Here is a 13,254-nt window from a genome sequence, read left to right on the forward strand (position 1 = left end):
CGTTCATGAGAGAAGCTGTCATTGTTGCGGGAGCAAGAACACCAATTGGAAAGGCAAAGAGGGGTTCATTAAAAACAGTTCGTCCTGACGATCTAGGGGCGTTAGTAGTAAAGGAAACGTTAAAGCGTGCGAATTATGAAGGACCAATCGATGATTTAATTTTCGGTTGTGCGATGCCAGAAGCAGAGCAAGGTTTAAATATGGCTCGTAATATCGGCGGATTAGCAGGACTTTCTTACGATGTTCCAGCTATTACGATTAACCGTTACTGTTCTTCAGGTTTACAAAGTATCGCTTACGGAGCAGAGCGTATTATGCTTGGTCACTCTGAAGCTGTATTATCAGGCGGAGCAGAATCAATGAGTTTAGTTCCAATGATGGGACACGTTGTTCGTCCGAATAGTCGCCTTGTAGAAGCGGCTCCAGAATATTATATGGGTATGGGACATACAGCAGAGCAAGTTGCTGTGAAATATGGAATTTCTCGTGAAGAGCAAGATGCATTTGCAGTAAGAAGTCATCAACGTGCTGCGAAAGCATTAGCTGCAGGAAACTTTGCTGATGAAACAGTACCTGTAGATGTGACGTTACGCTCGGTTGGATCAAACAATAAACTGCAAGAAGAAACAATCACTTTCGCACAAGACGAAGGTGTAAGAGCAGAGACGACGCTAGACATTTTAGGGAAATTACGTCCAGCATTTAACGTTCGCGGTTCTGTAACAGCTGGTAACTCTTCACAAATGAGTGACGGTGCAGCATCTGTACTATTAATGGATCGCGAAAAAGCAGTGAGCGATGGCATGAAGCCACTTGCGAAATTCCGTTCATTTGCAGTAGCTGGCGTACCACCAGAAGTAATGGGAATCGGCCCAATCGCTGCAATTCCAAAAGCGCTAAAACTAGCTGGCTTAGAGCTATCTGATATTGGCTTATTTGAACTAAATGAAGCATTCGCTTCTCAATCAATTCAAGTTATTCGTGAACTTGGTTTAGATGAAGAAAAAGTAAACGTAAACGGTGGTGCAATCGCACTTGGACATCCACTTGGCTGTACAGGAGCAAAACTAACACTATCTCTTATTCACGAAATGAAACGCCGCAACGAACAATTCGGTATCGTAACAATGTGTATCGGCGGCGGAATGGGAGCAGCGGGAGTATTTGAATTACTATAAAAAGTGGAAGCGGCTCGTTCAGAATGTGAGGGGGATGGAGCTTCAGACGTAGAGGCGTTCTCTGCCTCGCAGGAAGAAGCGAAGCCACCGAACATTCTAGCCGCTGGAACTGGATTATAAAAAAGTGCAGGTGGCTCGTTTAGAACAGGAGGGCGTTGGAAGCCCTGACGAAGAGGCGCTTTTTGCCTCAAAGGAAGGGGGGAAACGACCGACTGTTTTAGCCACTGGAACTGGATTATAAAAAAAGTGGAAGCGGTTCGCTCAGAACGAGACGCTGCCAATGCAAAGAATGGAAGCAACAAAGGTTTATAAAAAAAGGGAGAGCCAGCTTCTTTCAAAAAGAGAGAAGCGGCTCATGAAAATATGAAGGAGGAAATTTTCATGGAAAAAACAGTAGGAAATGCGGTTAAAGGCGGTAGCTTTTTAGTAGATGAGATTACGATTGATCAAGTGTTTACGCCAGAAGATTTTTCATCTGAGCATAAAATGATTGCAAAAACGACAGAGGACTTTATCGTAAATGAAGTTCTTCCAGAGCTTGAATATTTAGAGCAACATGAATTTGATCGTTCAGTTCGTCTTTTAAAAGAAGCTGGGGAACTTGGTTTATTAGGCGCTGACGTACCAGAAGAGTACGGCGGAATTGGTCTTGATAAAGTAAGCTCAGCGTTAATCGCAGAGAAATTCTCTCGCGCTGGTGGCTTTGCAATTACTCACGGTGCTCACGTAGGTATCGGATCTTTACCAATCGTATTATTCGGTAACGAAGAGCAAAAGAAAAAGTATTTACCATTACTTGCAACTGGTGAAAAATTAGCTGCATACGCATTAACAGAGCCAGGTTCAGGATCTGACGCATTAGGTGCAAAAACAACTGCACGTTTAAATGCAGAAGGTACACATTACGTATTAAATGGTGAAAAACAGTGGATTACAAACTCTGCATTCGCTGACGTATTCGTTGTATATGCAAAAATCGATGGAGAGCACTTCTCAGCATTTATCGTAGAGAAAGACTACGCTGGCGTATCTACAAGCCCAGAAGAAAAGAAAATGGGTATTAAATGTTCTTCAACTCGTACGTTAATTTTAGAAGATGCGTTAGTACCGAAAGAAAACTTACTTGGTGAAATCGGTAAAGGTCATATTATCGCATTCAACATTTTAAATATCGGTCGTTATAAATTAGGTGTTGGTACAGTTGGATCTGCGAAACGTGCAGTAGAAATTTCAGCACAATATGCAAACCAACGTCAACAGTTCAAACAACCAATCGCTCGCTTCCCATTAATTCAAGAGAAACTTGCGAATATGGCAGCAAAAACATATGCAGCTGAAAGCTCTGTATATCGTACAGTAGGTTTATTCGAAAGCCGCATGAGCACATTATCTGAAGAAGAAGTAAAAGACGGTAAAGCAGTAGCAGCTTCTATCGCTGAATATGCAATCGAGTGCTCTTTAAACAAAGTATTCGGTTCTGAAGTATTAGACTATACAGTAGATGAAGGTGTTCAAATTCACGGTGGTTACGGATTTATGGCAGAGTACGAGATTGAAAGAATGTACCGTGATTCTCGTATTAACCGTATTTTCGAAGGAACGAACGAAATTAACCGCCTAATCGTACCAGGTACGTTCTTACGTAAAGCGATGAAAGGTGAATTACCACTTCTTCAAAAAGCACAAAAATTACAAGAAGAGTTAATGATGATGATGCCAGAAGAAGTAGGCGATGAGCCATTAGCACTTCAAAAGTATTTAGTAACTAATGCGAAGAAAATCGGCTTAATGGTAGCTGGATTAGCGGCTCAAAAATACGGTAAAGCATTAGATAAAGAGCAAGAAATTCTTGTGAATATCGCTGACATCGTAAGCAATCTATACGCAATGGAATCAGCTGTTCTTCGTACAGAAAAAGCAATCAAAACAACTGGTCTTGAAAAGAATAAACAAAAAGTGTTATACACTGAAGTATTCTGCCAAGAAGCATTTAACGAAATCGAAGCAGATGCGAAAGAAACACTTATCGCAGTTGAAAACGGCGACATGCTGCGCATGATGTTATCATCATTACGTAAATTAACTCGCCACACACCACTTAACGTAATTCCGAAGAAACGTGAAATCGCTGCGAAAATTTTAGAAGATGAGCGTTACACAGTTTAATATCTTTAAAGAACAGTAGTCGTTTATACGGCTACTGTTCTTTTTTTTGAAAAAAATTTTTTTAGTGACATAAAACTAATACCATTAGTATAATAAAACTAATGGTATTAGTTTTCGTGAAAAGGGAGATGGGACTATGAGGATGATACATGAAAAAACGGTATATCAATTGTCATTTTTGCCAAGAGCGTTTCCTGTAAATTGTTACTTTGTAGAGGAAGATGATGGTTTAACTTTAATTGACGCGGCTTTGCCATATAGCGCAAAAGGTATTTTACAGGTGGCTGAGAAAATAGGAAAACCAATTACTAAGATTGTATTAACACATGCGCATGATGATCACATCGGTGCATTAGATGCATTAAAGGAAGTACTTCCTCATGTTCCAGTCTATATTTCTAAGCGGGACGCAAAGCTGTTAGAAGGAGATATGACGTTACAAAAGGATGAACCGAATATACCGATAAAAGGCGGTGTACCTAAAAAATTAAAAACGGTACCTGATATTTTATTAGAAGATGGCGACCGAGTTGGATCGCTTCTTGCGATTATGACACCGGGACATACGCCAGGCTCCATGTCGTTTCTTGATGTAAGAAATAAAGCTCTTATTGTCGGAGATGCATTCCAAACAAGAGGAGGTATGGCTGTTTCAGGACAAATGAAATTTTGGTTTCCGTTTCCGGCGATGGCAACGTGGAGCAAAGAAATATCATTACAAAGTGCAGAGAAGTTAAGAGAATATGAGCCTTCCTTGCTTGCGGCAGGACATGGAAAAATGATAAACGATCCAGTGGCTTTCATAGAGCTTGCTATTAAAGAAGCGAAGCGGAATATAGAAAGTAAGAAAGAGGGGTAATTGATGTCACCGAGAATCGGACTTACATTACAAAAAATTGTAGAAACAGCAGCAGAAATTGCAGATGCAAATGGAGTACAAGAAGTAACGTTAGCTTCATTAGCGCAAACGTTAGGGGTACGTTCGCCCTCACTATATAATCATGTAAAAGGGTTACAAGATGTACGGAAAAATCTTGGCATTTACGGAATCAAAAAGCTGCATAACAGACTGGAAGAAGCTGCCGAGGATAAACGGATGGATGAAGCAATTCATGCTTTAGGAGAAGCGTATGTAGCATTTGTCCGAAAACATCCTGGACTATATGAAGCAACTTTTTTACGAGATGAAGAAGTAAGAAAAGCAGGTGACGGAATTGTAAAGCTTTGTCTTCAGGTTTTACAACAGTATGGCTTAGAAGGAGAGAATGCACTTCATGCGACACGCGGATTCAGAAGTATTTGTCATGGATTTGCTTCGATTGAACAACAGGGCGGATTTGGTTTGCCGTTAGATTTAGATATAAGTTTACATGTATTGTTGGAAACGTTTATTAAAGGGTTACGTGAATAAGAAGCGAGGCAAACAAAAACCTTAGAAGTGATTCTAAGGTTTTTTAGTGCATATAATTCGAAAAGAGCGGTAGGCTTTTTCTCATTACATGATATTATTTTACAGGTTTGAAAAATGTGTATATGACTACGGAAAGGCAAACGAAAATAAAAGCAATAGGATCTTGATATGGACTAGGCTCAGAGCCCTTCTGGATTTCTGTAAGGAAGTCATGTGTTTTCATGTTCATTGCTCCTTTAACTAATAAGTTTTATATGATGCGAGGGTTATAGTGGATAGGAAGTATTTTTTAAAATTTCATATAATAATTATTGCATAGCAATTCTATTCCTAAAACTATAAAATATAAAGTTTTCATAATATGTAAAATTGCATATTATTCTTTTTGAAAAAATTGTTATATTATCTATATATTTGTATTAAAGGATTTTTGTTAAGGTAATGAAAACAAATGGAGGAATAGTATGAGAAAAACAGTATTAGACGCGTATAATGCAGAAAGAGAAGTAGATAACATAACATATAAAAATCTAGTTGTAACGATTGCAAGCATTCTAGGGTTCTCACTCTTAGGGGGATTATTCCTTGCTTTAGCCCTTGGAATTTTTGGAGAAGAGGTATTACGTGCTAATTTAGAGGGATATTATTTACTTCTATTTGATGCAGCTGTTGTTACTAGTGTTTTATTTGCTTATAAACCAGTGCTTCATTTTATTAAGAACATATGGGATGTATCTGTTTTAAAAAATGGGAAAACCTACTTGTATTTATTAATAGGTTTTATCATCATTGCATTAACTCAGTATGTAATGTTAGAGTTGTTTAGCTTTGAAAGTGCAGGGCAGCAGCGAGAACAATTAGGGAGCTTAGGACTTCAAAATAGTCTACAAAGTATTATATATGTGTTAAGTGTTACTATAATTACACCAATTAAAGAAGAAATTTTATATAGAGGTATTTTGTATCGATTTTTTGAAAAGAAATATAGTTTTCTAGTTGGTATCATTATTTCTTCCTTCATCTTTGGGATTCTTCATGGTGGTTTTCCGGTTACGGCAATGATTATGGGGATTGTATTTGCTATGTTATACAAAAAGACGCAATCTATTATACCTAGTATTATTTTACACATTATATGGAACTTACTTGTGAGTATAAGTATGATTGTATCTCTATAAAAATAAATACATAACCAGTATAAAAGATGAATGGCTTAGCTATTCATCTTTTATTTTTTTTATATGTGGGAAAAGTTGATGAATACAATCCAAAAAGAACCAAATACTAATGATGAATGAACAAAGAAAGGCGGGTATGTTATATGCAAAACTTAACAGAGCTTGAAGTAGAAAACTTACGTCATTTAATTGGTGGACACGCAACAATTATTAACAAGTTGGAGCAGTATGCACAGACGTGTACAGATCCACAACTGAAACAAATGCTACAAAAAGATGCGCAAGATGCACGAAATACGAAACAGCAATTAATGACTTTCCTAGGATAGGAGGAAGAGAAAGATGAATGAAAAAGATATGGTAAATGATTATTTAGCAGGATTAAATGCGAGTTTAACAAGCTATGCAAATTATATTGCTCAGTCTGATAATGAGCAGTTACATCAAACGTTAATTCAAATTCGTAATCAAGACGAGGCGCGCCAACGTAATATGTATGAGTACGCAAAGCAAAAGAGTTATTACAAACCGGCAGCACCTGCTAATCCAATGATTGTACAGCAATTAAAAAGTCAATTAAGTGCGGAATAACAGGAAAAAGAAAACGAGCGAATTTATTCGCTCGTTTTCTTTTTGTATGTGTCAATAAATACATAATAAATATTTTTCCAGTTGTAACAAATATGACGAAAATGGAATATGACAATTCACAAAAAGGACAAAAACTTTGTTCAACATTTCACAAAGTATCCATGGTTTCTATCGTGGGAACCTCTATAATTAAGAATGTAAAGAACAAAAGAAATAGATTATATGATCAATTAGGAGAGATTGCTATGAAAAGACATACAAGAAAAATTGCAATTATCGGTACTGGATTAGTTGGATCCAGTTGTGCGTATTCCATTGTAAATCAAGGGATTTGCGAAGAGCTATTATTAATTGATATAAATCATGAACGTGCAGTTGGGGAAGCAATGGATTTATCACATTGCATTAACTTTACAAATACAAGAACAAAAGTATATGCAGGAAGCTATGAAGACTGCAAAGATATGGACATTGTCATTATTACAGCAGGGCCAGCACCAAAACCTGGACAAAGTCGCTTAGATACTTTAGGAGCGAGTGCGAAGATTATGGAAAGTGTTGTTGGTGGTGTAATGGCAAGTGGATTTGATGGTATTTTCTTACTTGCATCGAACCCAGTTGATATTATTACATATGAAGTGTGGAAATTATCTGGATTACCTAGAAATCGCGTAATCGGTACTGGTACATCACTAGATTCTTCTCGCTTAAGAACAATTTTATCTGAAATGCTACATGTAGATCCTCGTAGTATTCATGGGTATTCATTAGGAGAACATGGTGATTCTCAAATGGTTGCTTGGTCTCATGTAACTGTTGGTGGAAAGCCAATTCTGCAAATTTTAGAAGAACAAAAAGAACGATTTGGTGAAATAGATTTAGATGAAATTGTTGAGAAGACTGCAAAAGCTGGCTGGGAAATTTATAAACGTAAAGGAACTACTTATTACGGGATTGGAAATTCTCTAGCATATATTGCGAGTTCAATCTTTAATGATGATCACCGTGTCATTGCTGTATCAGCCATTTTAGATGGTGAGTACGGTGAATATGATATTTGTACAGGAGTACCAGCTATTATTACTAGAGACGGTATAAGAGAAGTTGTAGAACTCAATTTAACAGAGGATGAAGAATCTCGATTCGCAAAATCAAACGATATTTTACGTGATTATATGAAAACAATTGGTTACTAACTTATAGGAGAAGGTGAAACAAATGAAGGAATATATAATGTCTCGTGTATTTAAAGCATCTGCTGGAATCGCACAAGGTATTTTCGTATCCCTCGGAATTGGTTTACTGATCGAAAATATAGGAAGAATTGTTGATATACCATTACTTATTACAATCGGAGTTGTTGCAAAATCACTAATGGCACCGGCAATTGGTGCTGGAATTGCTTTTATGCTCGGTGCAAACGGTCTTGTAATCTTCTCGGCGATGGTAGCCGGAGCGATTGGTGCCGGATCCATTTCGATTACTGAAGCTGGTCTAATTATTAAAACAGGTGAGCCAATCGGTGCATTATTAACAGCAACTTTAGCTGTATATATTGGTAAACGTTTAAGTGGAAAAACTGCGTTAGATATGATGCTCGTTCCATTTGCGGCCATATTAGGTTCTGGTTTAGTAGGCATTTGGTTATCTCATAATATTACTCCTGTTTTAAATGCAGTTGGAGCGTTTATTAAAGATAGCTCAGCTGGTAGCCCATTCATCGCTTCTATCGTTATTGCAGTAGTTTGGGGACTATTACTTATCTCTCCAGCTTCATCAGCTGCGTTAGCAATTGCACTTAGCTTAGACGGTGTTGCAGGTGGTGCTGCTCTTGCTGGATGCGTTGCTCAGTTTATCGGATTCTCTGTCATCTCAGCAAAAGAAAACAATTTAGGTGGCATATTAGCTCAAGCACTTTGTACTCCGAAAGTACAATTGCCAAATATCACTAAAAATCCAATGATTCTCGTCCCAACTGTCGTCGCCAGTGCTATAGTCGGTCCAGTATCAGCATTAATTTTCCAACTGGAAGCAGGAAAGGAAATTGCAGGTCTTGGATTAAGTTCTCTTATCGCACCAATTAATTTAATTTCCAGCCAAGGATGGGAAGTTCTCCCGGCGATGGTAATTACTTATATCGTCATTCCAGTAGCTGTTTCTTATATACTTTACATTGCTCTTAAAAAAGCAGGTCGTATTCATTCTGGTGATATGACTGTACCGCAATCTTAAATTGAAAATCTCCTTAATAATAGATAAAAGCAGACTGAAGCCACAGTCTGCTTTTTTGTCATGCTACATTCTATGATTTTGTTTTACTGGAACTCTTATTGGTTCTTTGGCCAATAAGAGCTGAACGCCGAAGTAAAGTATGCTTGCAAGCGTCATTCCAGAAACGGCATCTACAAAGGCGTGCTGCTTCGTAAATAGCGTTGATAAAATAATAAGTGTACCGAAGAAAGTAAGGATGTAATATTCAAAAACATGCTGTTCTCTACGCTTAAAGGCAGCTAACATAATTACAAATGTAGTAAGAACGTGAATGCTAGGGAAACAGTTTACTGGCTGGTCGATACTATAAATATAGCGAACTAGTTCAGAAAATACATCTGTTCCAACGACAGTCGGACGTGGTACAGTTGTTTGCCAAAAATAATAAATAGAAAAACAAGCAAGCTTTCCAAAAATAACACTACTTAAAGTAACATAATATTGCTTTCGGTCAGCAAAACAGTAATAAATAAGTGCGCCGTATAAGTATGGAAACCAAAGTAAATAAGGAATAATAAATGCTTTTACAAATGGAATCCAATCATCTACTACAGTTGTAACGTCTACTGCGTGAACAGTCGATTTATTTAATACGTCGTAAAGGGGACTTACGAGCACGAGTAGAAGTATATAACTTAACGGAAGAAAAGATGAAAGTTTAAATTTCTTCATGTTGATCTCCTATGTTTAGTAATGTAAGTAAATTCAATTGATTATAATATAGAAACGTGAATTGGGCTATCGATTTTACTTACATTTTCTTGAATTAACCTTACGTTTTTGTCACTTGACTAAAAAGAAGGGGAGGGTGCTAAATGAAGCGTTTATCGTATTTCTTATTTTTTATATTGATATGCCTAGTCGGTGCTGGGTGTGCAAAGGATAAAGAAGGAGAGAAATTAGAATATAACGGAAGAGCACTCGTAATTGGAGTTGTTGGAGAAAAACCGAAAGATACGTTTAGGAATATAAAGTTTGAGGAAATGAAGTTAGAGGAACTGGAAAAGAAATCTAAGGAAGTAGATGGTTTTCTAATAATGAAAGATCACTTTCAAGAAGCCTCAACAGAGCAATATAAAAATGTATTTTCATCACTAAAGAAACCAGTGTTTTTTATCGGTTTACAAGATAAATCATATTCGATTTTTATTACAAAAGGGATAGAGTATAACAGTGCCCGAAAAGATGTAAATGCTATGTATACGCAAGGGTTTGCGAATATCGGAAGTGGTGAAGGACAACAATGGGCAGTTGGTTTATCGAATGGTGGAAATACAGAAGAAAGTATTCATAATATGTATATCGTCGTATTTCAAACAATTGCAGATTATTTAAATAGATAATGAAGGAGCCTGCAAAAGAGGCTTCTTATTTTTTTAATCAAACGTTTGTTTAAGCTGTATGTTCGGTAGGAAGAAACCGATGTAACTCAAGGGTTAACAAAGAAAAATAGAGAATTAATCAAACGTTTGTTTAAGCTGTATGTTCGGTAGAAAGAAACTCCTGTAGTTCAAAGGTTAAGAAAGAAAATGGAGAATTAATCAAACGCTTGTTTAAGATATATGTTTGGTGCAGAATCTAAAAAATTTATATATTTATTTTTTTCTTAACAAATGGCGGAAAAATAAGAAAAATTCGCAGGATTATTAAAAATTATCACGAAATAAGTAAAAGTTTAGCGAATAATGGTTTGAAATAATAAAACGTTTTCTATATGATAAAGGTAAAGGTTAGTAAAAAAGTAGGTGAATTTATGACAGTAACATTTTATTCATATCCAAAGTGTGGCACATGTCAAAAGGCAAAGAAATGGTTTGAGGCAAACGATGTAGCATATGAGATGATTCATATTGTTGAAAATCCACCATCAAAAGAAGATTTACGTAATTTACATGAAAAAAGTGAATTACCATTAAAAAAATTCTTTAATACAAGTGGAATGCGTTACCGTGAACTTGGTCTAAAAGATAAGTTGAAAGATGCAAGCGAAGACGAAATGTATGAGCTTTTAGCATCTGATGGCATGTTGATTAAACGTCCAATTGTAACAGATGGAACGAATGTAACACTTGGTTTTAACGAAGAGCAGTTTGAAAGTGTGTGGAAAAAGTACCAATAAGGTATTTTTACATAATTAATACATTCACTGGAGGTACAGTCATGAGCATTCCAAATAATTTACGTTACTCTGAAGAACACGAATGGGTAAAAACTGAAGGTAATGAAGTTGTTATCGGTATCACTCACTTTGCACAAGGTGAGCTAGGCGATATCGTATTCGTTGAACTTCCTGAAGTAGGTGCAACAATCGAAGCTAACGAGCCATTCGGAAGCGTAGAATCTGTTAAAACAGTTTCTGAGTTATACGCACCTGTAAGCGGTAAAGTTGTAGCAGTAAACGAAGAATTAAGTGACCAACCAGAACTTGTTAACGAATCTCCATACGAGGGTGCATGGATGGTTAAAGTTGAACTTTCTGATGCAAGCCAAGTTGAGAAGTTATTAACTGCAGAAAAATATGCAGAAATGACAAACCAAGACTAATTATAGTCGACTAAAGGACAGCCTTTGTGCTGTCCTTTTTTATTTTTTGTGAAATAATGAAATTCAAGTTATATGTAAATAAATAAGCTATTATGAGAAAAACTGTTTTGTGGTAAGGTTTCATAAGTCTTCACAATCTAAACGAGCCGCTTGCGCTTTTCATTGTCCAGCTCCACCTCCTAGCCCTTCATGTCTAAGAACCTTCCGCACGAGAAGACAAAAAGCGTCTTCTGTGCGAAAGAGCCTTAGCCAACAGGGCTAAACAGTCGGTTCCGCTTTTCTTTATGATCCAGCTCCAGCGGCTAGATTGTTCGGTGGCTTCGCTTCTTCCTACAAGGCCAAAAGCGCCTTTACGTCAGAAGCTCCATCCCCCCTCACAATCTAAACGAGCCGCTTGCGCTTTTCTTTTGCAAAAATAAACAGGAAACAACATGAAAATAACGAATATACTATATACTAAGTTCAAGGTTGTATAGTATATGGTGATCGGGTGATGACATATGATTTATGTAGAAAAAGTCATTATTGTAGAAGGTACATCAGATAGAAGAAAGATTGAATCTATTATTCGTGAACCGGTGGAAATTGTTTGTACAAATGGTACAATTGGTTTGTCGAAAATGGATGAGCTCGTTGATCAGTTTTTTGATAAGGAAGTGTATGTGCTAGTGGATGCTGATGATGCTGGAGAAAAGTTAAGGAAACAATTTCGAAAAGAATTCCCACAAGCCGAGCATATCTATATTGATCGCTCGTACCGAGAAGTGGCAACTGCGCCATCTACACACTTAGCAAATGTATTATGGGGAGCCGACATTGACGTTTATACAGAATATTTACGGTAAGGAATGATAGAAGTGATTGATTGGACAGGAGCCGAAGCTACAGCCCTAATAGAGAACGAAGAAAAAACAGTATTATATGTATATACTCCAATGTGTGGAACATGCCAATTAGCAAAAAAGATGTTAACAGTGGTTGAGATGACAATTGAAGATTTGAAAATTGGGATGTTAGATTTAAATTATGCTCCGCATTTAGCGAAAGAGTATGGGATTGAAAGTGTACCTTGTTTACTTGTTTTTGAAAATGGGACACTGATGAAGAAGATATACGCATTTCATTCGGTTGAATATTTATATACGGAATTAAAGTAGGCGGCAAAATTTTTGCCGCCTCGACATATTTCTTGGGAAATATGTCGAGATGCAGGATGGATACAGTATTTGTCGAGCGAAAATAACAGGATTGCTCTTTAGTGAGAGGGAATGGTATGTAATAGAAAGTGATATGAAGGATGTGATTTAGGGTGAGATTATATTCTTTGCTTCAATCATTTGTAAATTACGCTAATGGTCAATATCATTTAGAACCGCTTTTAAGACAAGAAGAAAAAACTGTTAATTTTCGCTTTGGAGATGAAAGTTGTTCGTTACAAATTTCAAGAGATTATATAGAGCTACTACATGAGGAAAGAGGAACGGAACAAATCATTTGCTTAGATGAAAAGGATATAGAACAATTGGTGAATGGAAATGTACGATTGCAAATGCTAATGAATGATGGACGTGTACAATATTCGGGAACGTACCGAACGATGTTATTAGTGGAATCGATGTTTCATATATGTAAACCGATGTCAGTAGGTGCTTAAAATTCTGAAGTTTCATTTTTTGCGAAAATTTCTGTTGACATGGTGAGTGTATATTGATACAATTCAAGTCATAAAATATAGACAATTTCATAAATTTCAAATCAGACGAAAATTGAATCTGATTTCTCTTATCAAGAGAGGTGGAGGGACTGTGCCCTGTGAAGCCCGGCAACCGTCAACTTATGTTGAAATGGTGCCAATTCCTGCAAAGCAAATGCTTTGAGAGATGAGAGAGAGGGATAATGTTGTTATATACGCATA

The 13,254-nt window shown here is 36.9% G+C and carries 16 protein-coding genes and 1 riboswitch; of the genes, 15 read left to right on the forward strand and 1 reads right to left on the reverse strand.

All coding sequences use genetic code 11. The annotated features are described in order from the left end of the window. Window positions 1–5 precede the first annotated feature (5 nt). The 9 genes from MHH55_RS23505 (at window position 6) to MHH55_RS23545 (ending at window position 8,756) form a co-directional block, all read left to right on the forward strand. Complete coding sequence (locus tag MHH55_RS23505) at window positions 6–1,178, forward strand: acetyl-CoA C-acetyltransferase (protein WP_001206324.1); 1,173 nt, start codon at window positions 6–8, stop codon at window positions 1,176–1,178. A gap of 381 nt (window positions 1,179–1,559) precedes the next feature. After that, entirely contained in the window at window positions 1,560–3,344 is a 1,785-nt protein-coding gene (locus MHH55_RS23510; protein ID WP_000416291.1) for an acyl-CoA dehydrogenase family protein, read from the forward strand. Window positions 3,345–3,480: 136 nt separating this feature from the next. Continuing rightward, the gene (locus MHH55_RS23515; RefSeq protein ID WP_078186725.1) at window positions 3,481–4,203 is read left to right on the forward strand and encodes an MBL fold metallo-hydrolase; all 723 of its coding nucleotides are present in this window, start codon (window positions 3,481–3,483) and stop codon (window positions 4,201–4,203) included. A 3-nt stretch (window positions 4,204–4,206) separates the two neighbouring features. Beyond that, the gene (locus tag MHH55_RS23520) at window positions 4,207–4,755 is read left to right on the forward strand and encodes a TetR/AcrR family transcriptional regulator (protein ID WP_000074925.1); all 549 of its coding nucleotides are present in this window, start codon (window positions 4,207–4,209) and stop codon (window positions 4,753–4,755) included. 464 nt (window positions 4,756–5,219) lie between these two features. Beyond that, window positions 5,220–5,933 carry a CPBP family intramembrane glutamic endopeptidase gene (locus MHH55_RS23525; protein WP_078186726.1) on the forward strand — a complete coding sequence of 238 codons (714 nt, stop codon included), beginning with the start codon at window positions 5,220–5,222 and terminating at the stop codon, window positions 5,931–5,933. 143 nt (window positions 5,934–6,076) lie between these two features. Then, window positions 6,077–6,262 carry a hypothetical protein gene (locus MHH55_RS23530; protein WP_001180555.1) on the forward strand — a complete coding sequence of 62 codons (186 nt, stop codon included), beginning with the start codon at window positions 6,077–6,079 and terminating at the stop codon, window positions 6,260–6,262. Between the two features lie 13 nt (window positions 6,263–6,275). Then, window positions 6,276–6,524, forward strand: a complete 249-nt coding sequence (locus MHH55_RS23535; RefSeq protein ID WP_001002981.1) for a spore coat protein — start codon at window positions 6,276–6,278, stop codon at window positions 6,522–6,524. 245 nt (window positions 6,525–6,769) lie between these two features. After that, window positions 6,770–7,720: an L-lactate dehydrogenase gene (locus tag MHH55_RS23540; RefSeq protein WP_000820648.1), complete on the forward strand. Its 951-nt coding sequence runs from the start codon at window positions 6,770–6,772 to the stop codon at window positions 7,718–7,720. A 22-nt stretch (window positions 7,721–7,742) separates the two neighbouring features. After that, window positions 7,743–8,756, forward strand: a complete 1,014-nt coding sequence (locus MHH55_RS23545) for a PTS transporter subunit IIC (protein WP_000666172.1) — start codon at window positions 7,743–7,745, stop codon at window positions 8,754–8,756. Between the two features lie 63 nt (window positions 8,757–8,819). Here MHH55_RS23545 and MHH55_RS23550 read toward each other — a convergent pair whose 3' ends face one another. Further along, the gene (locus MHH55_RS23550; protein WP_000713775.1) at window positions 8,820–9,467 is read right to left on the reverse strand and encodes a phosphatase PAP2 family protein; all 648 of its coding nucleotides are present in this window, start codon (window positions 9,465–9,467) and stop codon (window positions 8,820–8,822) included. A gap of 143 nt (window positions 9,468–9,610) precedes the next feature. On the opposite strand from MHH55_RS23550, the gene MHH55_RS23555 reads away from it, so the two are divergent. The 6 genes from MHH55_RS23555 to MHH55_RS23580 all read left to right on the forward strand — a co-directional run bounded on the left by MHH55_RS23555 (window position 9,611) and on the right by MHH55_RS23580 (window position 12,993). Beyond that, on the forward strand, window positions 9,611–10,138 hold the full coding sequence (locus tag MHH55_RS23555; protein WP_000826874.1) for a hypothetical protein: 528 nt from the start codon (window positions 9,611–9,613) through the stop codon (window positions 10,136–10,138). Window positions 10,139–10,548: 410 nt separating this feature from the next. Then, window positions 10,549–10,914, forward strand: a complete 366-nt coding sequence (locus MHH55_RS23560) for an arsenate reductase family protein (protein WP_000218968.1) — start codon at window positions 10,549–10,551, stop codon at window positions 10,912–10,914. A 41-nt stretch (window positions 10,915–10,955) separates the two neighbouring features. Further along, window positions 10,956–11,339, forward strand: coding sequence for a glycine cleavage system protein GcvH (gene gcvH / locus MHH55_RS23565; protein ID WP_000026897.1), 384 nt, complete (start codon window positions 10,956–10,958; stop codon window positions 11,337–11,339). Window positions 11,340–11,839: 500 nt separating this feature from the next. Continuing rightward, entirely contained in the window at window positions 11,840–12,184 is a 345-nt protein-coding gene (locus MHH55_RS23570; RefSeq protein WP_000640870.1) for a toprim domain-containing protein, read from the forward strand. Window positions 12,185–12,187: 3 nt separating this feature from the next. Further along, the gene (locus tag MHH55_RS23575) at window positions 12,188–12,496 is read left to right on the forward strand and encodes a thioredoxin family protein (RefSeq protein ID WP_002008881.1); all 309 of its coding nucleotides are present in this window, start codon (window positions 12,188–12,190) and stop codon (window positions 12,494–12,496) included. Window positions 12,497–12,648: 152 nt separating this feature from the next. Then, a complete protein-coding gene (locus tag MHH55_RS23580; protein WP_001242138.1) occupies window positions 12,649–12,993 on the forward strand; it encodes a hypothetical protein in 345 nt (114 codons plus the stop codon). Between the two features lie 125 nt (window positions 12,994–13,118). Beyond that, window positions 13,119–13,226, forward strand: a riboswitch (SAM riboswitch). Window positions 13,227–13,254 lie beyond the last annotated feature (28 nt).

It is taken from the genome of Bacillus sp. FSL K6-2944 (assembly GCF_038005385.1).
GTDB lineage: Bacteria > Bacillota > Bacilli > Bacillales > Bacillaceae_G > Bacillus_A > Bacillus_A cereus.